Annotated in this window: 16 protein-coding genes; 5 read left to right on the plus strand and 11 right to left on the minus strand. The window is 72.3% G+C overall.

Annotated features, from left to right (window positions below):
• The 3 genes from ACWY4P_RS42445 (at nucleotide 1) to ddaH (ending at nucleotide 2,949) form a co-directional block, all read left to right on the plus strand.
• Entirely contained in the window at nucleotides 1-1,497 is a 1,497-nt protein-coding gene (locus ACWY4P_RS42445) for a tripartite tricarboxylate transporter permease (RefSeq protein WP_456206169.1), read from the plus strand.
• A 195-nt stretch (nucleotides 1,498-1,692) separates the two neighbouring features.
• Nucleotides 1,693-2,073 (plus strand): GntR family transcriptional regulator, encoded by a 381-nt coding sequence (locus tag ACWY4P_RS42450; protein ID WP_456206170.1) that lies wholly within the window; start codon nucleotides 1,693-1,695, stop codon nucleotides 2,071-2,073.
• Between the two features lie 99 nt (nucleotides 2,074-2,172).
• Nucleotides 2,173-2,949 (plus strand): dimethylargininase, encoded by a 777-nt coding sequence (gene ddaH, locus ACWY4P_RS42455; RefSeq protein WP_456206171.1) that lies wholly within the window; start codon nucleotides 2,173-2,175, stop codon nucleotides 2,947-2,949.
• A gap of 73 nt (nucleotides 2,950-3,022) precedes the next feature.
• Here ddaH and ACWY4P_RS42460 read toward each other — a convergent pair whose 3' ends face one another.
• Nucleotides 3,023-4,120: a DUF5925 domain-containing protein gene (locus ACWY4P_RS42460; RefSeq protein WP_456213244.1), complete on the minus strand. Its 1,098-nt coding sequence runs from the start codon at nucleotides 4,118-4,120 to the stop codon at nucleotides 3,023-3,025.
• Between the two features lie 199 nt (nucleotides 4,121-4,319).
• Here ACWY4P_RS42460 and ACWY4P_RS42465 point away from each other — a divergent pair, with 199 nt between their 5' ends.
• Nucleotides 4,320-5,696 carry a xylan 1,4-beta-xylosidase gene (locus tag ACWY4P_RS42465; RefSeq protein ID WP_456206172.1) on the plus strand — a complete coding sequence of 459 codons (1,377 nt, stop codon included), beginning with the start codon at nucleotides 4,320-4,322 and terminating at the stop codon, nucleotides 5,694-5,696.
• A 48-nt stretch (nucleotides 5,697-5,744) separates the two neighbouring features.
• On the opposite strand, the gene ACWY4P_RS42470 is transcribed toward ACWY4P_RS42465, so the two are convergent.
• Nucleotides 5,745-6,068 carry a cupin domain-containing protein gene (locus ACWY4P_RS42470; protein WP_456206173.1) on the minus strand — a complete coding sequence of 108 codons (324 nt, stop codon included), beginning with the start codon at nucleotides 6,066-6,068 and terminating at the stop codon, nucleotides 5,745-5,747.
• A 70-nt stretch (nucleotides 6,069-6,138) separates the two neighbouring features.
• Between ACWY4P_RS42470 and ACWY4P_RS42475 the strand changes: the two genes are divergently transcribed.
• Nucleotides 6,139-7,113 (plus strand): helix-turn-helix domain-containing protein, encoded by a 975-nt coding sequence (locus tag ACWY4P_RS42475; RefSeq protein ID WP_456206174.1) that lies wholly within the window; start codon nucleotides 6,139-6,141, stop codon nucleotides 7,111-7,113.
• Between the two features lie 17 nt (nucleotides 7,114-7,130).
• Here the strand turns inward: ACWY4P_RS42475 and ACWY4P_RS42480 are convergent, their stop codons facing one another.
• The 9 genes from ACWY4P_RS42480 to ACWY4P_RS42520 form a co-directional block, all read right to left on the minus strand.
• On the minus strand, nucleotides 7,131-8,855 hold the full coding sequence (locus ACWY4P_RS42480; protein ID WP_456206175.1) for an ABC transporter ATP-binding protein: 1,725 nt from the start codon (nucleotides 8,853-8,855) through the stop codon (nucleotides 7,131-7,133).
• A complete protein-coding gene (locus ACWY4P_RS42485) occupies nucleotides 8,852-10,690 on the minus strand; it encodes an ABC transporter ATP-binding protein (protein WP_456206176.1) in 1,839 nt (612 codons plus the stop codon). The genes ACWY4P_RS42480 and ACWY4P_RS42485 overlap by 4 nt, the downstream gene beginning before the upstream one ends.
• A gap of 46 nt (nucleotides 10,691-10,736) precedes the next feature.
• Nucleotides 10,737-11,633, minus strand: coding sequence for an alpha/beta hydrolase (locus ACWY4P_RS42490; protein ID WP_456206177.1), 897 nt, complete (start codon nucleotides 11,631-11,633; stop codon nucleotides 10,737-10,739).
• 100 nt (nucleotides 11,634-11,733) lie between these two features.
• Entirely contained in the window at nucleotides 11,734-15,525 is a 3,792-nt protein-coding gene (locus ACWY4P_RS42495; RefSeq protein WP_456206178.1) for a lipopolysaccharide biosynthesis protein, read from the minus strand.
• 4 nt (nucleotides 15,526-15,529) lie between these two features.
• Complete coding sequence (locus ACWY4P_RS42500; RefSeq protein ID WP_456206179.1) at nucleotides 15,530-16,339, minus strand: polysaccharide deacetylase family protein; 810 nt, start codon at nucleotides 16,337-16,339, stop codon at nucleotides 15,530-15,532.
• A gap of 349 nt (nucleotides 16,340-16,688) precedes the next feature.
• Nucleotides 16,689-17,816 (minus strand): glycosyltransferase family 2 protein, encoded by a 1,128-nt coding sequence (locus ACWY4P_RS42505; RefSeq protein ID WP_456213245.1) that lies wholly within the window; start codon nucleotides 17,814-17,816, stop codon nucleotides 16,689-16,691.
• Between the two features lie 2 nt (nucleotides 17,817-17,818).
• Entirely contained in the window at nucleotides 17,819-18,562 is a 744-nt protein-coding gene (locus ACWY4P_RS42510) for a glycosyltransferase family 2 protein (protein ID WP_456206180.1), read from the minus strand.
• A 538-nt stretch (nucleotides 18,563-19,100) separates the two neighbouring features.
• Nucleotides 19,101-20,198, minus strand: coding sequence for a GNAT family N-acetyltransferase (locus ACWY4P_RS42515; RefSeq protein ID WP_456213246.1), 1,098 nt, complete (start codon nucleotides 20,196-20,198; stop codon nucleotides 19,101-19,103).
• A 24-nt stretch (nucleotides 20,199-20,222) separates the two neighbouring features.
• Nucleotides 20,223-20,633 carry a hypothetical protein gene (locus ACWY4P_RS42520; protein ID WP_456206181.1) on the minus strand — a complete coding sequence of 137 codons (411 nt, stop codon included), beginning with the start codon at nucleotides 20,631-20,633 and terminating at the stop codon, nucleotides 20,223-20,225.
• Nucleotides 20,634-20,723: the final 90 nt, after the last annotated feature.

Raw genomic sequence — 20,723 nt, forward strand, 5'->3', positions numbered from 1 at the left:
ATGGACTCCCTCTCCTCCCTCCTCGACGGCTTCGGCACCGCCCTGAGCCCGGTCAACCTGCTGTGGGCGGCGGTCGGCGTGCTGCTGGGCACCGCCATCGGGGTGCTCCCCGGCATCGGCCCGGCCATGGCGGTCGCGCTGCTGCTGCCCGTGACCTACGGGCTCGACCCCACCGCCGCGTTCATCATGTTCGCGGGCATCTACTACGGCGGCATGTTCGGCGGCTCCACCACCTCCATCCTCCTCAACACCCCCGGTGAGACCGCCGCCGTCGTCGCCGCCATGGAAGGCCATCCCATGGCCCGCTCCGGGCGCGGCGCCCAGGCCCTGGCGGCGGCCGCCATCGGGCACTTCGCGGGCGGCATGATCGGCACCTGTCTGCTGGTCTTCCTCGCCCCGACCGTCGCCGACCTCGCCGTCGACATCGGCGCGCCCGACTACTTCGCCATCATGGTGCTGGCCTTCATCGCCGTGACGTCCGTGCTCGGCAGCTCCCGCATCCGCGGCTTCGCCTCGCTGCTGATCGGGCTCACCATCGGCCTGGTGGGCCTGGACCAGATGACCGGGCAGCAGCGGCTCACCTTCGGCTCGCTGCAACTCGCCGACGGCATCGACGTCGTCATCGTCGCGGTCGGCCTCTTCGCCATCGGCGAGGCGCTGTGGGTGGCCCTGCACCTGCGCCGCCGCCCCGACGAGCCCATCCCCGTCGGCCGCCCCTGGCTCGGCAAGGCCGAGCTGCGCCGCACCTGGAAGCCCTGGCTGCGCGGCCCGGCGATCGGCTTCCCCTTCGGCGCGATCCCGGCGGGCGGCGCGGAGATCCCCACCTTCCTGTCGTACGTGACCGAGAAGCGGCTCTCCAAGCACCGCGACGAGTTCGGCAAGGGGGCCATCGAGGGCGTGGCCGGCCCGGAGTCGGCCGCCTCCGCGTCCGCCGCGGGCACGCTCGTGTCGATGCTCACCCTCGGCCTGCCCACCACCGCGGTCGCCGCGGTGATGCTGGCCGCCTTCCAGCAGTACGGCATCCAGCCCGGCCCGCTGCTCTTCGAACGCGAACCGGACCTGGTGTGGGGGCTGATCGCCTCGCTGTTCATCGCCATGGTGATGCTGCTGGTGCTCAACCTGCCGCTGGCGCCCGTGTGGGCCAAGCTGCTGCGGATCCCGAGGCCGTATCTGTACGCGGGCATCCTCTTCTTCGCGGCGGTCGGCGCGTACGCGGTGGGCGGCGAGCCGCTGGACCTGGTGATCCTGCTGATCATCGGTCTGCTGGGGCTGCTGATGCGGCGCTACGGCCTGCCGGTGCTGCCCGCGGTGATCGGCGTCATCCTCGGACCCGGGGCCGAGCAGCAGCTGCGGCGGGCCCTGCAGATCAGCGACGGGAGCGTGTCGGGGCTGGTCAACACGCCCTTCGCGGTGACCGTGTATGTGGTGATCGCGCTGATCCTGTGCTGGCCGTTGGCGAAGCGGCTGGTGCTGCGCGGACGCGCGAAACCGTCCTGACCGGTGGCTGACCGGCGGCCCGCGCGACCCGGAACCCCGGGTCGCGCGGGCCGCCCCAGCCAGGCGCCGACGGTGGCGCAGGGTACGGCCCGCCGACCCGCGCCGCCTCCCCGTTTCCGTGTCTGCGCCCCGCCCGCCCGACCGTGGCACACAATAGGTGCGACAAACCCGCCCGCACGCCCTGGAGACCGGCCCGTGGCCCTGCAGATCACCGTCGACCCGGATTCGGCGACGGCCCCCTTCGAACAGATCCGCGCCCAGATCGCCGAGCAGGTCCGCTCGGGGGTCCTCCCGGTGGGCTACAAGCTGCCCACCGTACGCGGCTTCGCCGGGGAGCTGGGGCTCGCGGCGAACACCGTCGCCAAGGCCTACCGGGCGCTGGAGTCCGACGGGGTGATCGAGACCCGGGGCCGCCACGGCACCTTCGTCGCCGCCGCGGGCGACGCGGCCGCGCGGGAAGCGGCGAGCGCGGCGGCGGCCTACGCCCAGCGGGTCCGGCGGCTCGGCCTGGACCGGGCGGCCGCGAAGACCGCCGTCGACGAGGCGCTGCGGGCGGTCTACGCCGCGGACGCGTAACCGCCCGCGCGTAAAAGCCCCCGCGCCCGGCGTCAAAGCCTCGAACGGCCCGGTGGGTGTCGCACCATGAAGGTTGCAGCCGACCAGGATGGAGTCCCCATGCCCAGCGCCAAAGCCATCGTCCGGCGGCCCAGCCCCCGCCTCGCCGAAGGGCTCGTCACCCACATCGACCGCAAGCCGGTCGACGCCGCGCTGGCGCTGCGGCAGTGGGAGGTCTACGTCGTGGCGCTGCGCGCGCACGGCTGGGAGCCGGTGGAGGTGCCCCCGGTGGACGACTGCCCGGACGGCGTCTTCGTCGAGGACACCATGGTCGTCTACAAGAACGTCGCGCTGATCGCCCGCCCCGGCGCTGCCTCCCGCCGCGCCGAAATCGCCGACGCGGAGGAGGCGGTGACCGCGCTCGGGTGTTCGGTGAACCGGATCCGGGAGCCGGGCACCCTGGACGGCGGGGACGTTCTCAAGATCGGCGACACCCTCTACGTGGGCCGCGGCGGCCGCACCGACGCCGAGGGCGTACGGCAGCTGCGCGCCGTCTTCGAGCCGCTGGGCGCCCGGGTGGTGGCCGTCCCGGTCAGCAAGGTGCTCCACCTCAAGTCGGCGGTCACCGCCCTCCCCGACGGCACGGTCATCGGCTGTCCGCCGCTGGTCGACGACGTACGGGCGTTCCCGCGCTTCCTCCCCGTCCCCGAGGAGTCCGGCGCCCACGTCGTACTGCTCGGCGGCGGCAAGCTGCTGATGGCGGCGAGCGCGCCCAGGAGCGCCGAGCTGTTCGCGGACCTCGGGTATGAGCCGGTGCCCGTGGACATCAGCGAGTTCGAGAAAATGGAGGGCTGTGTGACCTGCCTGTCGGTGCGCCTGCGGGATCTTTACGCCTGAGAGACTTGAGAGACCTGAGCGACCTGAGGGACCTGAGAGAGCAGCCTGACCGGGGCCGGACAGGCGCTACCCGCTACAGATAGAGCCCCGCGTCCGCCTCGGCCGACTGCGACGGCACCGACGCGGGCCGGGTGCCGCGGCGCAGCGCGTACAGCTCGGCCAGCGTCGCCCCGTCCCGCGCGACTCCTTCCTCGCTGCCCAGCCAGCTGACGGCCTCCTTACGGGTGAGCCGCCCCACCTCGATCCTGGCCAGACAGCGGCCGGGGCGGACCACTGCCGGGTGCAGCCGCTCCAGGTCCTCGTTGGTGGTCACCCCCACCAGCACGTTCCGCCCCTGGCCGAGCAGCCCGTCCGTCAGATTCAGCAGCCGGGACAGGGCCTGGCCCGCCGTGTGCTTCGCCTCGCCGCGGATCAGCTCGTCGCAGTCCTCCAGCAGCAGGAGCCGCCAGCGGCCCTTGGCCGAGCCGTCGTCCTCGCCGATCGCGATGTCCATCAGATAGCCGACGTCCGAGAACAGCCGCTCCGGGTCGAGCACGCAGTCCACCTGGCACCAGTCCCGCCACGAGCGGGCCAGGGTGCGCAGCGCGGAGGTCTTGCCGGTGCCGGGCGGGCCGTGCAGCAGCAGGAGCCGGCCCGCGATGTCGTCCGGGGTGACCTTCATCAGCCCGTCCATGGCCTCGGCGACCGGGGCGGTGTAGTTGCCCCGGATCTCCTCCCAGGTCCCGGCGGAGATCTGGCGTGTGGTGCGGTGCGGGCCGCGCCGCGGGGAGACGTACCAGAAGCCCATCGTCACGTTCTCCGGCTGGGGTTCCGGCTCGTCCTCCGCGCCGTCGACCGCCTGCCGCAGCACCTTCTCGGCGAGCTCGTCCGCGACGGCCGTCACGGTCACATCCGCGCCCCGGTTCCACCGGGACACCAGCAGCGTCCAGCCGTCGCCCTCGGCGAGGGTCGCGCTGCGGTCGTCGTCCCGGGCGGCGCGCAGCACCTTCGCGGCGGGCGGCAGCAGCGTCACGCCGGACTTGACCCGGTCGACGGAGTGGCTGCGGGCGTACGGCTGCTCGCCGGTCGCGAACCGGCCGAGGAAGAGCGCGTCCACGACGTCGGACGGGGAGTCGCTGTCGTCGACGTTCAGCCGGATCGGGAGCGACTGCTCCGCGGGGGTGGTGGGCAGGGCCTGCCTCCTGGATGAGCGGGACGGTGCGTCGGTCAGCGCACACCCGAGCCATGATTCAGCACAGAGGGCCGTCGTGCACCCGGGTTTACGGGCGTTTACCGAGCTGTTCTCGAAGAAGCCCGCCGAATGGGGGCGTTCATGGATACTCTTACCCGATATGGGGCGTCGTAAGACGGGACGTCATACAGGGGGACGGATGGTGTTATCGCGCGGCGGGCGGTGGCGGATCACCGCGCTGCTCGGCATCGGCGTGGCGGCCCTGGCGCTGCTGCTGACCACCTGCGCCGGCCGGCCGGGCGAGGACTCCGGGCGGCGGGGCGCGGCCCAGGCGCGCGAGCGGACCGCCACGGCGGCCCCCGGCTGGGGCCTCACCCACACCCAGTACAGCGCCGACCACGGCACCGAGCGGGGCAGGCGCGCGGCGGAGAAGACGCTCTCCGCCCAGCCGCTGACGCAGAACCAGCACATCATGGGCTGGGGAGCGAGCAACCCCGAGCCGTCGCCCGGCCGTTACGACTTCGCCGACCTCGACCGCCGCGTCGACCTCATGCGCAGGACCGGCGCCACGCCCGTGCTCACCCTGTGCTGCGCCCCGGACTGGATGAAGGGCGGCAAGCCGGGGGACACGGACTGGTCGCAGCAGGCCCTGGAGACCGCGCCCACCCCCGAGCACTACGCGGACTTCGCCAAGCTCGCGGGCAAGGTCGCCCGGCGCTACCCGGACGTGCGCCACTTCATCGTGTGGAACGAGCTCAAGGGCTTCTACGACGACGACAAGAAGCGCTGGAACTACGAGGGCTACACCAAGCTCTACAACCTGGTCTACGCGGAGCTGAAGAAGCAGAACGTGCACAACCTGGTCGGCGGGCCGTATGTGGTCGCGGACAGCGAGCCGCCGGGCGAGGCGGGCGGCTCCGGCGGCTCCCCGGTGGTCAGCGGGGACTGGGGCTGGCTCGACCAGCGGTCCGCCGATGTGATCACCTACTGGAACGAGCACAAGGCGGGCGCGGACTTCGTCGTCGTCGACGGCTCCAGCTACACCCGCGACGGCGACCAGCTGCTGCCGGACGAGTTCGGCGCCACCGCCAAGTTCACGGACGTGACGCGCTGGCTGCGCGAGACCACGCATCTGCCGGTGTGGTGGGCCGAGTGGTACGTCGAGCCGCCCGACGCCGACGACGACCGTGACGGCTGGAGCGAGCCGCACCGCGTCGCCGTGCAGGCCGCGGCGATGACCCGGCTGGCCCAGGGCGGCACGGCCGCCGCGCTCTACTGGAACCCGCAGGAGACCGGCGCCACCTGCCCCGGCTGCCTGTGGCGCAGCACCGAGCTGGCGGACGGCGGCGGCGCGCTGCCGATGATGAATCTGCTCGTCCGCTTCGCCCGGGAGTTCCCGCCCGGCACCCGCTTCCGGTCCGTGGACATCGCCGCCGACGACCGGCCGAATGTGGTGGTTCTCGCGGACGACGACGCGCTGCTGGTCGTGAACACCTTGAAGCGTCAGATCCACGCGAAGATCGACGGCCGGTCGTTCGACATGGACGGGTACGAGGTGCGCTGGTTCAAGCGCTGAGCCCGCCGCCGTCGCAACGGACGGTGACGCCGTGCGACGGCGAGCCGGCTAGCGGGTGGGGATGCTGATTCCGATCATGCGTGCGCCGGTCTCGGTGCGCGGGCGGTGCGTGCTGCCGGGCGCGAACACCACATAACTGCCCGGCCCGAGGCGCTGCCCCCGGTCGATGAACTCCCCCGACACGACGTAATAGCGTTCCTCGCCCTCGTGCACATCCACCTCGGGCCACTCCGTCCCCGGAGCGAAGTCGTACATCCACCCGCGCGCCCACTCCGTGGCCGGCAGGCGCCGCCGGATGATCCCGGGAACGACCTCCACCGGTTCGACCTCGTCGACGTGCAGGACCTGAACATCACTGGACTCTTGCGTCATGACCCCATCGTCGCGGGCGGCCCCGCCCCGGCCCAGTGTCAGGAATGACAACGGCAGGTACTTTTCTGCCATGAGTGTTCACCGGGTGGTCGCCCTGGTCCTGCCGCCGCAGTCCACGTTCGAGCTGGCGTGCGCCGCCGAGGTCTTCGGCATGAGCCGGCCCGGTCTACCCGCCCGCTACGCGTTCGACGTGTGCACGGAGCGCCCGGGCGCCGTACCGACCCTGGCCGGCTACGACATGGCGGTGAGCCGCGGACTGGCGGCTCTCGAGACCGCGGACACGGTGGTGGTCCCCGGCTGGCAGCACCGCGAACGCCCCGCCCCGCCCGCCGTGATCGACGCGGTACGCCGGGCCCACCGGCGCGGCGCCCGCATCGCCGCGATCTGCTCCGGCGCCTTCCTCCTCGCCCGGGCCGGGCTGCTGGACCGCCGCAGGGCGACAACCCACTGGCGGATGGCCGCCGAACTCGCCGCCCGCTTTCCCGATATCCAGGTCGAGCCCGACACCCTCTACATCGACCTGGGCGACATCGCCACCAGCGCGGGCACTGCCGCGGGTATCGACCTGTGCCTGCACCTGGCCCGGACCGACCACGGCGCGGCCCACGCGGCGCAGATCGCCCGGCACATGGTCATGCCGCCGCACCGCGAGGGCGGGCAGCTGCAGTACGCCGCGCCACCCCGCGCCGACCGCCCGGCGGAGTCCCTGGCCCCCGTCCTCGACTGGGCCACCGAGCGGCTGCACGAGCCCTTCACCGTCGGCGACCTCGCCGCACAGGCCAACATCTCACCGCGAACCCTCGCCCGGCGATTCGCCGACCAGCTCGGCACCAGCCCCGGCCAATGGCTGCTCCAGCAGCGTGTCATGACGGCTCGCGCCCTCCTGGAGGAGACGGACCTCCCCGTGGAGACGATCGCCACCAGGGTCGGCCTGTCCTCGGCCGTCAACCTCCGCAGACGCTTCCACGCCCTGGTGCGCACCACGCCGGCCGCCTACCGCCGCTCCTTCGGCCGCCACACCGGCGGCACGCAGCCGAGCGGCTGAGGCGTGTTCCGTCTCGTTCACCCGCTGCCGGTGCCCGCTGCCGGGGTCAGGGAGATATTCCAGAAATCGGCGTAGCGGCCACCGTGGCGCAGCAACTCGTCGTGGCCGCCTTCCTCCACGATCCGGCCACCGTCCAGAAAGACGACGCGATCGGCGCGTCGGACGGTCCGCATCCGATGCGCCACCATCACCACCGTCCGGCCCGCCATCAGGCGCTCGATACCGTCGTGGACGGCCGCCTCGTTCACCGGGTCCAGCGCGGAGGTCACCTCGTCCAGCAGCACGATGGGCGCATTCTTCAGCAGCGCTCGCGCGATCGCGACCCGCTGGCGCTCACCGCCCGACAGCAGTGCGCCGCCCTCGCCGACATCCGTCGCCCATCCGCCGGGCAGTCGCTCGATCACCTCGTCCAACCGCGCCGCGGTCGCTGCCGCCCGCACCTCGGCAACGCCTGCGTCGGGACGGCCGAGGCGCACGTTCTCCTCGATCGTGCCGTCGAAGAGATAGACGTCCTGGAAGACGATGGCGATCTGCGCCATCAACACCTCGGCGCTGATCTCGCGCACGTCCACACCACCCACGCGCACCACGCCCGCGTCCACGTCGTAGAACCGCGCGAGCAACTGGAGCGATGTGCTCTTACCCGCACCCGACGGTCCGACAACGGCAAGCCGCTGTCCCTCTGGCACGGACAACGACACACGGTCGACCACCGTGCGGTCGCCGTGCCGGAATACGACGGACTCGAACTCGAGGTCATGGCGTACCGGTCGGATCGGTTCGGGAGCTTCCGGCAGCGGCTCGGTGCGCAAGATCGTGTCGAGTCTCGCCAGCACGGAACGTGCGCCGCGGAGTCTGCCACCGATATCCGACAGCGACAGCAGCGGATCCGCGCAGCGGGCGGCCAGCACCAGGATCGTCAGAATCTCCGCCGCGCCGATGTCCCCGCCGAGCGCGAGACAGGCGCCCAGGACCAACAGCGCGGTGAACATCGCCTGCACCGTGAGTGCCAGACCCAAGGCGCCGGGCAGCGCCGACAGTGTGGAACGGCGGGACGCGCGCTGGACTTCCCGCAGCGAGTCGTCGAGCAACCGGAAGCGTTCGACGGTCCGGCCGCCGGCTCGCAGCACCGGCTGGGCCTGGAGGTATTCGATGACTCGCCCGGTGGCCTCATGGTCGCGTTCGGCGCGCTCGGCATCGCCCGCGGCCATCGAGCGGCCCGTCCAGATCTGGATCGCCGCCACGATCGGGGCGGCAGCCAACGCGGCCAGCCCCATCTGCCAATGGAAGGCAAGCATCACGACGACGATCGTCAGGGGAGTCACACAGGCGGAGATGAACGGTGCCAGCAGATGCGCCATCACCCCCATCGCCTCCAGGACGCCTCGGCTGGCCAGAACGGACACCTCCCCGACCCGGCCGGCGCTGTACCAGCCGATGGGCAAGCGGGCCAGATGATCGCCGAGACGGTGGTACATGCCGCGCAACAGCGCGGCCCCGACGCGGAAACCGGACAGATCGCTGATGTAGCGCAGCGTCGCGTAGACCGCGACCGCGGCCCCGAACGCGATCAGCCAGGGCCAGGCATCTCCGGGCGTGTCCCCGAACAGGGCCCGCAGCACGGGAACCAGCAGTGCGTAGGACAGACCCTCGGCCACCGCGGTCGTCGTCATCAGGGCCACGGTGCGACGCATCGGCTGGGCGTACTCGCGGCCCAGCACGCGCAGCAGCATTCGGATCATCGGGGCTCGTCTCCTTGCGGTACGCCACCGTGGGTTTCGCTCTCGTCGGCGACCGCCGATCGGTGGGATTGCCAGAACGCGGCGAACCTTCCGTTCCGCGCCAGCAGCTCGGCGGGGCTACCGCGCTCGACGATCGACCCGTTCTCCAGCATCACGACGGTGTCGGCGTCGGCGACCGTCTCCAGGCGATGGGCGATGACCAGAATGGTCCGGTCGCCCTCCAGCGTCGCCAGGGCCCGGCGCACCGCCTGTTCGGTCTGCGGGTCGGCGAAGGCGGTCGCCTCGTCGAGCACCAGCACGGGCGAGGCGGCGAGCAGTGCGCGGGCGATCGAGATCCGCTGTGCCTCGCCACCCGACAGTCCGGCATCGTCACCGATCACCGACTCGTATCCGCGCGGCAGCTCAAGAATTCGCTCATGAATATTCGCCAGCCGGGCGGCGCGAACCACGTCATCGAGGTCGGCGTGCGGCACCGCCAGCGCGATGTTGTCCGCGACCGACGCGCGCAGCAGGCGCACGTCCTGGAAGACGAAGGAGACCATCCGGTAGAGCTCCTGGCTGCCGAGCTCGCGCAGATCGACACCGCCCAGGGCGACCGAACCGTGGGTCGGGTCGAAGAACCGCGGCAACAGCTGGACCAGCGTGGACTTTCCGCTTCCCGACGGCCCGACGATCGCGGTGACCGTCCCCGGCTCGAGCACCAGGTCGATCCCGCGCAGCACCTCGTGATCGGCTTCGTAAGCGAATCGAACGTCACGCAGTTCCACCCGGTGACCCTGCGGTGCGACCGGGTGCGCGGGCTCCGGTAGCGGCCGCACCTCGAGCACGTCCCGGATCCGGCCGACCGCGCGCCGGGCGGCCTGCAAATCGTCGAAGCCGTGGCCGAGGGCCGCCACCGGAGCGGTCAGGCCGAGGCCGAGCAGCAGGAAGGGCAGCAGGTCGGCCGGGGCCATCCCGTCGGCCGTGATCAGAGTCGCACCGCCGATCAGCACGACCAGCAGCACGAACGGCGGCGACAGCACCAGCTGCATCCCCGCGGCGATCCCGGAGACACCGCGCACCCACCGGTAAAAGGTGTCGACGAAACCCTCCGCGGCCGTGCGGAATTTACGGTGGGCGCGTCCGGATCCGCCGAACGCCTTGACCACCGAGATGCCCTGCACGAACTCGACGGCCGAACTCGAAATCCGCCCCATGGCCGTATCGAATTCCGTCTGCTCGCGCAGCCGGGTCGGGGTCATCATCAACGGGACCAGGGCCACTGCCAGCACCACCGGTATCAGCGTGATCAGCGTGAGCCGCCAGTCGACGGTGAACAAGTAGATCAGCGACACCAGCGGCACCACGAACGCGGAGACGAGCTCGCCGGGGGCGTGGGCGATGAACGGGTGCACGGCACTGACGTCCTCTCCCACCACCCTTGCCAGCTCGCCGGTCCGGCGCCGGGAGAACCAGCCGATCGGCACACGCCCCAGCCGCGCGGCCAGAGCTCGTCGAAACGACAGCTGCACCTGACCGTCGAGAACATGCCCGATTCCGGACGACGCGGCCGTGCACAGCAGCCGGACGAACAGGCCGACCGCACCCGCGATCACGACGATCCGGACATGACCGTGATCGATCGGGCCGGGCGACAACAGAGCACGACCCAACTCGACGACCGCCAGCAGCGGCGCCAGACCCGCGAGCGCCCCGATGACCTGGAGGATGACAACGGCGGCGAAACTCCGGAGATAAGGGCGCAGCAGCCGTGCCGTGACCTGTCCCGCCGCGGAATCGGCATCCGGCGGTGGTGTGGACTGCTCCCTTGCCCGGGCAAGGTCGGTGGCGGTCATTGCCCTCCCGTCTTCGTCGCTCTCGTCGGGGCCGACGGGGATCGCCTCATTCGGCGAGGGCACGGCGCAGGGCCGCGATGAGTGTGGCGATCTGCCGCTGGGACACCTCGGCGGACGGGATCGCCAGGGACCCGTGGAAGGTGCCGGGCCACTGGTGCAGCTCGACCGACACGCCGGCCTGTAGCAGGCGCAGCGCGTACTCGATGTCTTCGTCGCGGAGCGGGTCGAACTCCGCGGTGGCGATGTAGGCGGGGGGCAGACCGGACAGGTCGGCGGCCCGGGCCGGGGCGGCGTACGGCGTGGCGGGCTGGGAGCCCAGGTAGTGCCGCCACACCGCGGTGAGCTTGTCGCGATCCTGCCAGGGCGTATCGGTGAAGTTCCGCTGCGACCAGGTCTCCTGCCGGTCGTCGAGCCCGGGCTCGTTGAGCAGCTGGAAGCGGATCGGCGGCCCCTGCTGGTCACGCGCCCGCAACGCCACCGCGGCGGCGAGCCCCGCGCCGGCACTGTGCCCGCCGACCGCGATCCGCTCCGGGTCGACGCCGAGCTCGGCCGCGTGCTCGGCCGTCCAGGTCAGCACGGCGTAGGCGTCGTCCAGGGCGGCCGGGAACCGATGCTCGGGGGTCCGGCGGTAGTCCACCGAGATCACCACCGCGCCGGAACCGCCGGCGATATGGGCGGCCCAATGGTGCTCGGTGTCCAGGTCACCCATGACAAGTCCGCCGCCGTGCAGCCAGACCATGGCGCCCTGGGCCTGGTGCGGGCGGTAGATCCGCACTGCCACATCCGGATCGGCGGGCACCGTGCGGTCCTCGACCTCCATGTTCGCGGTGTCCGGCGCCGGCCTCGCGGCGGCACCCTCGGCGTACTTCTTGCGTGCGGTGACCGGGTCGTTCATGTCGATGTGCGGCAGAAGCGGGATGAATGCTTCGAGTTCGGGATCCATGCCGGCCATCCTCACAGCCGGCACGTCCGAGATCAGCCGCCATCCGTCGCGCATCCCGCCCCGATCACGCACCGATCGGCGCTGCCGTCCTGACATGTCCTCAGGACATCGTCCAGAAGCGCTGCGCCAGCGACGCCAGCAGCACGGTCAGCAGCGGCAGCGAGAACCAGAACGAGCCCTGCAGCCACCGCAGCCGCCGCACACTCGGCCGGACCGCCACCCGCACCACCTCACGCGCCGTCAGCAGCGCGATCAGCGCAACCGCCGAGAGCGCGCCGAGCACCGACCACGGCGTCCAGGTGATCCGCGGCCCGGCCGGCCCCGGGGCGGGCCGCGGCACCGGGCCGCGCGGCCGCCGCGTCAGCTCGTACAGCGCCGCGTCGTCGTTCGACAGCACCCGGCGCAGCTCGGGCCGGCCGTCCAGGGAGCGCAGCAGTCGGCGCTCCCAGGTGGCCGAGTAGCCCGAGTCCAGCCGCAGATAGACGGACTGGCCACGGCCCACCATGAGGTACGAGTCCGGCCCCGCCTCGCGCAACGCCTTGACCAGGCCGTCGACGAGGACCGGGTCGCGCGGGGCGAGCGTCGGCAGATAGCTCACCCGCTCCATGTCCCGGGCCCCCCACGGCATCGCCGGGGTCACGTTGTTGACGGTGTCATTGCTCAGCCACAGCACGCGCGCGGTCGGCTTGTCATGGGCGTAGAGGTACTCCATCGCCGCGACCTCGCCGGGCTGCACCCGCTCGAACGTCTCATTGCCCCAGCGGGCGACCAGGAAGCCGAACATGAGCACCAGCCCCGCCAGCAGGGCGGCCACCGGGCCCAGGCCCCGGCGGGCCGACACGACACGCGGGAACAGCGACAGCGCCCCGAGCGCACACGCGCCCGGCAGCGCGAACATGAACACGCGCAGCGCCATTTCGCCGCCGTACGACTGCATGCCGAAGCCGAGGAACGGCACGAACGTCAGCACCACCAGCGACCGCTCCGCGAACCCCGCCGCGCGCCGCCGCAGCACCCCCCAGCAGGCGAAGGCCAGCACCCCGCCCGCCAGCGCCACGCGGGTGTAGAGCACCAGCTTGTGCACGCTGCTGCCGCCCTCGATCCGGCCCGAGATGGACGAGGACACATTGCCGCCCACCCCGCCGACCCCGCCGAACAGCTCGTCGAAATGGCCCGACCAGTACGGCTCGGCCAGGAACCCGACCCACACCGCCACCATCACCCCGCACAGCAGCGGCAGCCCGTACAGCTCCGACCGCCGCACCAGCACCAGGGCCGTCACCACCCCCAGCATCATGAACGGCGTCAGCTGGTGTGCCGCGACCGACGCCGTGAACAGCACCAGCAGCAGACCCAGCAGTACGGTGCGCCCGCCGGGCGTGGCGTCGGCCACCTCGGCCTCACCCGGCCACCATCTCCCGCGCAGCACGCGCGGCTCCCGGAACCACACCAGCAGCACGGCGACAAAGAGGAGGTAGAAGAGGTAGGTGAAGCCCTGCGGCGAGAAGTAGTCCTGGCCCACCCAGCCACACAGCGCGAACAGCCAGGCCGCCGTCCACTTGGCGCGCCAGCTCGCCCGCAGGGACCGCAGCAGCACCATCATGGGCGCGAGGTAGAGGAGCTGAACGGCCGTCGGCCACCAGCGCAACACCTCGGTGAAGTCCTCGACACCCCCGGCCCGCGCCAGGAACTCCGCCCCCGCGAAGAAGCCGGGCCAACTCCACCGCGCGTCCAGGTCGGGCACCGCCTCGCCGGTCCGGCCGATGTAGTCCAGAAACCCGACATGCTGCCACGCGGTCGGAAACCGCGGCTCGCCCTCCAGCACCGCGGGCACGGCGTGCAGCGACACCACCGTCGCCACCAGCGCCACGGCCAGCACCCCGTGCCGCGGCCGCGCCGGCCACAGCGCGCCGACGAAGGCGACCACCAGCAGCGCCGCCCCGAGCAACGTCGCGTGCGGCAGCACGGAGACGAGCCCGAGGCCGCCCATGCCGTCCAGATCGGCCTCGCCCATCCGGCTGATCGGCACCCAGTAAAACGCGAGCGCGACGCCCAGCACCAACCACAGCCCCCACGTCACCGCGCGCCCGCGCCCCGGCGCGTCGGCCTGGTCCGCTCTCGGCCGACATGTCGGCGCGCCTGCCCGGGCGTCGGGGTCTCCCGGATCGGGCCGCGTGTGCGCGCCCACCCGGTCGCCGGGTCCGGTGGCGGAACCGGTGTGGCTCGGTGGTCCGTAGCGCTTGTTCCAGCGGGGTTCCGGGTGGTCGCCATGCGGCGGAGCCGCATGTCCCAAGCCCATGCGGATGCCGAGCGCCAGCGTGTCGTGGTCGAGCGCGGCGCGCAGCGCCCAGTGGGTGCCGTAGCGCGGGTCGGGCCCGCCTCGCCGGCGGCGGCGGCGGGGGCCTGGGCCGCGGTCGCCGTGGACGGCGAGATCCGCGAGGTCGCCGTCCGGCGCGGTGTCGAGCTCGGGCGGCAACGGCGGGGCGGCGTACGCGCCGGACGCGCCCCCGGCAGGCTGGGCAGGCCCGGTGTACGCGGGGGACACCGCAGGCCGTGCCCTGAGCACCCCGCGCAGCTTGACCGCGGCGATGGCCGCGATCACCGACAGGCTGGAGATCTCGGCGACCCCCGCCCCCGTCAGCCCCATACGCGGCAGCAGCACCAGGGTCAGCCCCAGCACCAGCACACACAGCAGGCCCTGTAGATAGGCCAGCCCCGCGGTGCGGCTCTGTGCGCGCAGCACCGCGAAGTACACCTCGATGACGACCCGCAGCGCCGCCCCCACCGCGAACCACCGCAGCAGCGGCGCGGCCGCCTGCGCGTACCCGTCCCCGAACACCCCGAGGATCTGCGGGGCGAAGACGAAGAGGACGAGGCAGACCGGGATCATGATGCGCGCCATCCGGCGCAGCGCCGCGCGGCAGTTCTCCGCGAGCCGGGCCGGGTCGTGCGAGCCCTCGACGGTCAGCGACGCGCCCATGTTGATGGCCAGCAGGTTCGTCGTGCCGCCGATGGTGGTGGTGATGTAGAAGTACGCGTTGTCGGCCGCGCTGACCTGCGAGGCGACGATCACCGGCACCGCGTAGACCACGGCCAGTGAGAAGAGCGACCCCGTGCAGTCCCCGGCGAGGAAGCGGCCCATCTCCCGGTAGGTCGCGGGCCGCGCCGTCTCCCGTGTCGCCTCGACGTGCCGGGGCAGCAGCCGCCGGAACACCAGCCAGCCCAGCGGCACCACCGACACCGCGATCGAGGCGACCCAGGACACGAACACCCCGGCCGTCGGGATCGCCGCGGCCAGCGCGACGAGCAGCAGCAGCTTCGCCGCCGAGAACACGGTGTTGCCCACCGGCACCCAGAGCGCGCTGCGCAGCCCGGTGAGCACCCCGTCCTGAAGGGTCAGCAGCGACCACCCGACGACCGCCGCGATGAAGCCGAGGCCGTGGAGGGCCCCGTGCAGAAAGCGGTACGAGGGCCCCCACGTGTCGAGCGTGAGCAGGAAGACCCCGGCCGCCAGCGCGACGACCACCGAGCTGCCCGCGTACGTACGCAGGACCAGCCGCCCGGTCGTGTGTCCGGCGACCGGAATGAAGCGGGCCAGCGCCCCGGTGAGGGTCACCGCCGTGACCCCCGCCAGGAGCTTCATCGCGGCGATGGCCGCCGAGCCCTGGCCGACCGCGTCCTCCGTGTAGTAGTGGGCCGCGGCCAGCCAGAAGCCGAGGCCGAGGACCGCCGAGATGCCCGTGTTCAGCATCAGCGCATAGGCGTTGCGGAACAGCTGGTTGCGATCGCCGCCGCCGCGGTCGCCGCGGCGGCCAGTGGGCTCCGCCGGCGCCGCCTGCCGCGTGGCGGACTTCTCGGCGGTCTTCTCGGCCCGGGTGGTCGTATCGGACACGGGCTCAGCGCACCTTCCCCCATACCTGACGTGATACCTGACGCGATACCTGATGTGATCTGCGCACCAGGGCGTACCCCTTGGTGAGCGCCCGGTCCCGGGCGAAATGCCGGCCGATCGACCGGCCGGTGACCAGCTGCTCGAACTCCTCGACGCGGGTGGTGCGGCCGACCGTCACCCGCCGCAGGGCGTACGGGCCCTGACGGCGCGCCGCGAGGTCGTTGCCCACCGCGAGCCCCACGCCGAACCCGGCCGCGCGCACCGTGCGGCGCACCCGGCGGCTGGAGTAGCCGTAGGGGTAGGCGAAGGACCCCGGCGGGTGGCCGAGCTCGTCGGTGAGGATCTCCCGGCAGCGCAGCACCTCGAACCACAGCCGCTCGTCGTCGAGCTGGTCGAGCTGCGGGTGGGTGTGGCTGTGCCCGCCGATCTCGACGCCGGCGGTGGCGAGGGCACGCAACTGGTCCCAGTCGAGCATGAGGTCGAGCGCGCCACCCGTGTCGTACGGGCCGCGCAGCCAGCCGGTCGAGGCGAACAGCGTGGCCGCGAAGCCGTGTGCGGCCAGCGTGGGGAGGGCGTACCGGTGCACGCCCTCATAACCGTCGTCGAACGTGATCAGCACGGGCTTGTCCGGCAGCGCCGCCCCGCCCCGCCAGGCGGCGGCCAGCCGCCCGCAGGTGACCGGCGTGAACCCGCGCGCGCCGAGCAGATCCATCTGCTCGGCGAACGCGCCCGGCGAGACGGACAGCCCTCGCGTCGCGCGCGCGGGGGCGTGTGCCACGGCGTGGTACATCAGTATCGGCACCTGCCCGTTCATGCGCGGCCTCCCGGGCCGCCGCGGGCCGCCCGCCGCCCACCCGCCACGCGCGGGCATCCGCCGACACGGCCCGCGCGCGGGCGCGTGACGCCACGGGTCGGCCCCAGCGTCCCGCGCCGGCCCACCCGGTCCGCCGGGCTTGGCCAGTCCGCCGGGCCCAGTTGGGCCGCCGGGTTTGGTGGGTCCGCAGGGCTCAGCCGGGCCGCCGGGCTCAGCCGGGCCGCCGGGCTCAGCCGGCCCGGCGGGCCCGCCCGGCCCGCTGGGCCCGGTCGGGGCCCGGACCGGGCTAGTCGGTGCGGGGCGGGGTGGTGCGCCGCTTCGCGTGGCGCGGGGGTTTGGGGTCTGCCGGTCATGCCGCCCCCTTGTGGGGGGCCTCGTACGGCTCCCCGCCAGTGTCCGGCCGAGATGCCGGGCCGGCCGCCCCCGCCCCGGCCCCCGCCTCGGGGCGCGGTGGCACCGCGAAGACGGCGCCGCCTGCCCCGCGGGCGCGGGAGGCGCCCACCACATAGCCGCTTGCCGCGGCCGCGACCCCGGCCACGATCGCGCCCGCGCGGCCCGCGCCGCCCGGCCTGCCCAGGAGGGCGTCCCGCAGGCCGCGGGCGACGCCCGCGGGGAGTACGCGGGTGGTGTAGCGGCGCTCGGTGGACAGGCCCGCCTGGGCTCCCACGCTGCGGGCGACCAGGGCCTTGGAGAGGCCCTCGGCGTAGGCGCGGGTGCGGAAGTAGGCGAACCGCTCGCGGGCGGGCGGGACCTTGTGGTGGATCACGGCGCGGTCGTCGATGAGCAGCACCGCGCCCGGCCGGGCGCGGGCGAGCCGGATGCACAGCTCGGTCTCCTCGCAGCCCAGCGGCCGCTTGTCGGCGTCCCGCCCGATGCCGGTCGCGAAGCCGCCGGTGAGCTCGAAGGCCTCGCGGCGAAAGGACGCGTTGCCGCCGAGGACGTTGCGCACCCGGACCCGGCCGGGCGGCAGCCCCCGGTACGTGCAGCCGACGACCCAGTCGAACTCCTCGGGGAACCAGGGCGGGCGGCGGCGGGAGGCCCACACCGGGACGGTGCGCCCGCCGACCGCCAGCACCGCCGGGTCGGCGTAGGCTGCGGCGAAGTGGTGCAGCCAGTCGAGTTCGGCGACCGCGTCGTCGTCGAGGAAGGCGATCACTTCGCCGGTGGAGGCCGCGATGCCGGTGTTGCGGCCCGCGGAAAGGCCGCGGGGGCCCGCGTTGGCGAGCACCCGCACCGGCACCCGCACCGGCCCCCGTGCCTCCCCCCGGCCCGCCGCCCCCGGACCTCCGTCGCCGTAATGGGTGGCCAGACGGCGCAGCAGCGCGGGGTTGTGGTCGACCACGAGGAGCGTCTCGTGGGCGGGCAGCGACTGGCCGCGCACCGAGTCCACCGCCGCGAGGATGTCGTCCCAGCGCTCTTCGGTGTAGACGCAGATCACCACGGACATCCGGAGCCGTGACGGGAGAGAGGGGAGCATCGTCACGACAGCTCCCCTCGGACCGCCGCGGGCGCCAGCGCGGGGTGGCGCCGCCGCCTGGCGCCCCGCTCGCGCAGGATCACCCTCAGCACGCGCAGCCCGTCGCGCACGGCCCGCAGATTGCTGACGCCGTGGATGCGCTCGTACTCGTGGCTGGGGATCTCCTGGACCCGCAGGCCCGCCTTGACCACGCGGATGTTCATCAGGGTCTCGACCTCGAACCCGGCGCAGTCCAGCGCGATCTCGTCCAGGCAGTGGCGCCAGAAGGCGTTGTAGCCGTAGCACAGGTCGGTGTAGCGGGCGCCGAACTTGTGGTTGACGAGCGAGGTCAGCGCGCGGTTGCCGAGCTTGCGGATCGGCGTCATGTCGTCCGTGCCGCCGCCGTTGGCGAATCGCGACCCCTTCGCGAAGTCCGCGCCGGAGACCAGCGCGGACACATAGCTGACGATCTCGCCGCCGTCGGCCGAGCCGTCCGCGTCGACCATCACCACGATGTCGCCGGTGCAGGCGGCGAATCCGGTGATGAGCGCGTCGCCCTTGCCCTTGCCGCGCTGCGGTACGACCTTCACCCCCGGCCACAGCTCGCGGGCCACCCGGACCGTGTCGTCCGTGGAATTCCCGTCCACGAGCACGACTTCATGGATCCAGGCGGGCAGCGTCTTGAAGACGTACGGAAGGTTCTCGGCTTCGTTCATGGCCGGAATCACGACGCTCACCGGCGGCGCGATCGCGAGATGAGAGGACACCGGGCGATACCGGTGCGGTCCGGAGAGCGATTCGCTTTCCGGAACGGATTCGCTTTCCGATACTGATTCGCCTTTCGACGCTGATGCGATGTCCGGTGCGTCCGGGTGCACAGAGGAGCTCATGGAATTGTTTCCCTCTCGTCCGGTGGACCGTCCGCCCCCGGGCGGTCCGTTGGGTTATCCGGTTCGAAAGGGGGGTTCTCACCCGCCCATGACGGCATGACGGCATCACCGCATGACGGCATGCCTGCATAACGACATGACGACATCGACAGCCGAACAAGGCCGAGTGAGCTGGCTGGCGTTACGTGCCTCGCGGCCCGCGTCGCGGCATACCTGAGCAGCACAAGCACACAGGACAGCCGGGCGCGGCACCCCCCTACCGCGATCCCGCTCCGGAATCCATCGCGACGTTCGAGCCCTCCCCTGGAGCCGCCATGGTGATGGTTCCGACGCGGGTGTTACTACGACGGTATTTACCCCGATTACTCTATGGCAAAGGTAATCACCCAAACACCCCCTTTGGTAAATGCGTTCGTCAATTCTTGGTCCGGATACTGCCCCATCGCTTGAGCAGCCGGTCGGCCGGTCCGAAGAGCTCCGGCCGGGAAAGCACCGTGTTGCGCAGCGCCCGAATCGGGGCGCGCCGCGCCCGGTGCCCCAGCGCCACCGGATGGCGGCGCGTCACCCACCCCTCCGACACGCTGAGATCACGTGTTTTCAGGGAGTTCTTGTATTCCTTCTCGCCTCGCCCGAGATCGAGATAGGCCATTCCCTGCGCGGCCGCCCCCTCGGCCATCCGCAGATGCAGCACCAGCCCGGGCGAGTATTTCGCGAACGCCGTGTCGTACGCCGGGAACCAGCAGGCCAGCACGCGCTCCGAGCGCAGCCCGAAGTGCGCGGCCACCGGCCGCCCGCCGCAGTAGAGCACCGAGAGCAGCCCGGCGCACGAGGCGCCGCGCGTATGGAAGAGCTGCTCCACCAGGCGGGTGATCCAGGCGTGGGCGAAGCGGTCGCTGCGCCCTGTCCTGCGGTACTGCGCGGACTTCCAGCCGATCAGTGTGCGCAGCACGGCCGGATCACGCTCGTCGTGGACGTACCGCACCTCGCCGACCTCCCGGCCCAGCTTGCGCTCCTTGGCGAGCGTGGTGCGGGTGAACTTCGGTGAGCGGGCGCGCAGCTGGGCCAGATATGCCTCGAAGCCCTGCTCCACATCGATCACCGGGGAGGGAAAGGAGCCCCGGGCCCCCACCTCGAAGGGCTTCTGTCCCTCCATCAGGTGATCGAACTCCCAGACCGCGAGCCCGCAGGCCTGGAGCAGCTCGCGCGCGTCCCACTGGAACCCGGGCCGGTGCATCAGGCCCTGCGAGTCCGAAAGGCCCAGGCCGATCGCCCGCCCCACGCCGAGCAGGGTCCGCTGGAACGGGAAGAAGGCCACGGGCTCGCCTTCTTCGCGCACCACCGCGATCCGTACCCCGCGTCTGCAGTGGCCGATGGCCAGCGTGAACTCCGGGGCGAGAAAGGGGTTCGCCAGCTCGGGCGCGCCCAGGAGGTGCGCCTGCGCCTGCATGGCCGTCCAGGCCGCCCGGTCGGCGGCCGTCAGCTCGCCGGGGCGGTACACGCCGATGTCACCCATGTCCACGTGCCATCCCTGAACTTCTCATCCCTGACTGCTCGTCGTGTGGCGACTGCTCGTCGTGCGGCGGCGATGTGCGTGGGCCGCCCGCGCCGACAGGAAGAGCGCCAGGCTCACCGCGCCGACCGCCAGTACGCCCCCGCGCACCGACCACACATGCAGAGCGAGCATCGCCTGTGCGACCAAGAGATCCAGCGCGAGCGCGCCCAGGCCCGCGAGCACCGCCCGAGCCGCCCCGTCCAGCCCGCGCAGCGCGCCCCCCAGGGCCGACGCGGGCGCTATGACCAGGAAGAAGAGGGTGAAGGGCGCGCGCAGCGGCGAATCGACGCCCGCGATCGTGAGCGCGGCACCGACCCCTCCGATGCCGACGGCGACCCCCACGAGCACCAGTGGGAAACGCGCGCCTGCTGGGCTCTTGTCACTGATGGTCTGCATTGGCGACTTTGCCCCCTGAAGCGCCGGATGCCGGGCTTCAATGTCGCGCAGGCGGAGGAAGCCCGTCAAGATGCGGCAGTTGTGCGAACG

It is taken from the genome of Streptomyces sp. LZ34 (assembly GCF_053890475.1).

What these genes read in the sequence shown, in the direction of transcription:
- ACWY4P_RS42445 (WP_456206169.1), top strand. Translation starts at nt 1, where the DNA reads ATGGACTCCCTCTCCTCCCTCCTCGACGGCTTCGGCACCGCCCTGAGC.
- ddaH (WP_456206171.1), top strand. Translation starts at nt 2,173, where the DNA reads ATGCCCAGCGCCAAAGCCATCGTCCGGCGGCCCAGCCCCCGCCTCGCC.
- ACWY4P_RS42465 (WP_456206172.1), top strand. Translation starts at nt 4,320, where the DNA reads ATGGTGTTATCGCGCGGCGGGCGGTGGCGGATCACCGCGCTGCTCGGC.
- ACWY4P_RS42470 (WP_456206173.1), bottom strand. Translation starts at nt 6,068, where the DNA reads ATGACGCAAGAGTCCAGTGATGTTCAGGTCCTGCACGTCGACGAGGTC.
- ACWY4P_RS42475 (WP_456206174.1), top strand. Translation starts at nt 6,139, where the DNA reads ATGAGTGTTCACCGGGTGGTCGCCCTGGTCCTGCCGCCGCAGTCCACG.
- ACWY4P_RS42480 (WP_456206175.1), bottom strand. Translation starts at nt 8,855, where the DNA reads ATGATCCGAATGCTGCTGCGCGTGCTGGGCCGCGAGTACGCCCAGCCG.
- ACWY4P_RS42485 (WP_456206176.1), bottom strand. Translation starts at nt 10,690, where the DNA reads ATGACCGCCACCGACCTTGCCCGGGCAAGGGAGCAGTCCACACCACCG.
- ACWY4P_RS42490 (WP_456206177.1), bottom strand. Translation starts at nt 11,633, where the DNA reads ATGGATCCCGAACTCGAAGCATTCATCCCGCTTCTGCCGCACATCGAC.
- ACWY4P_RS42500 (WP_456206179.1), bottom strand. Translation starts at nt 16,339, where the DNA reads ATGAACGGGCAGGTGCCGATACTGATGTACCACGCCGTGGCACACGCC.
- ACWY4P_RS42505 (WP_456213245.1), bottom strand. Translation starts at nt 17,816, where the DNA reads ATGCTCCCCTCTCTCCCGTCACGGCTCCGGATGTCCGTGGTGATCTGC.
- ACWY4P_RS42515 (WP_456213246.1), bottom strand. Translation starts at nt 20,198, where the DNA reads ATGGGTGACATCGGCGTGTACCGCCCCGGCGAGCTGACGGCCGCCGAC.
- ACWY4P_RS42520 (WP_456206181.1), bottom strand. Translation starts at nt 20,633, where the DNA reads ATGCAGACCATCAGTGACAAGAGCCCAGCAGGCGCGCGTTTCCCACTG.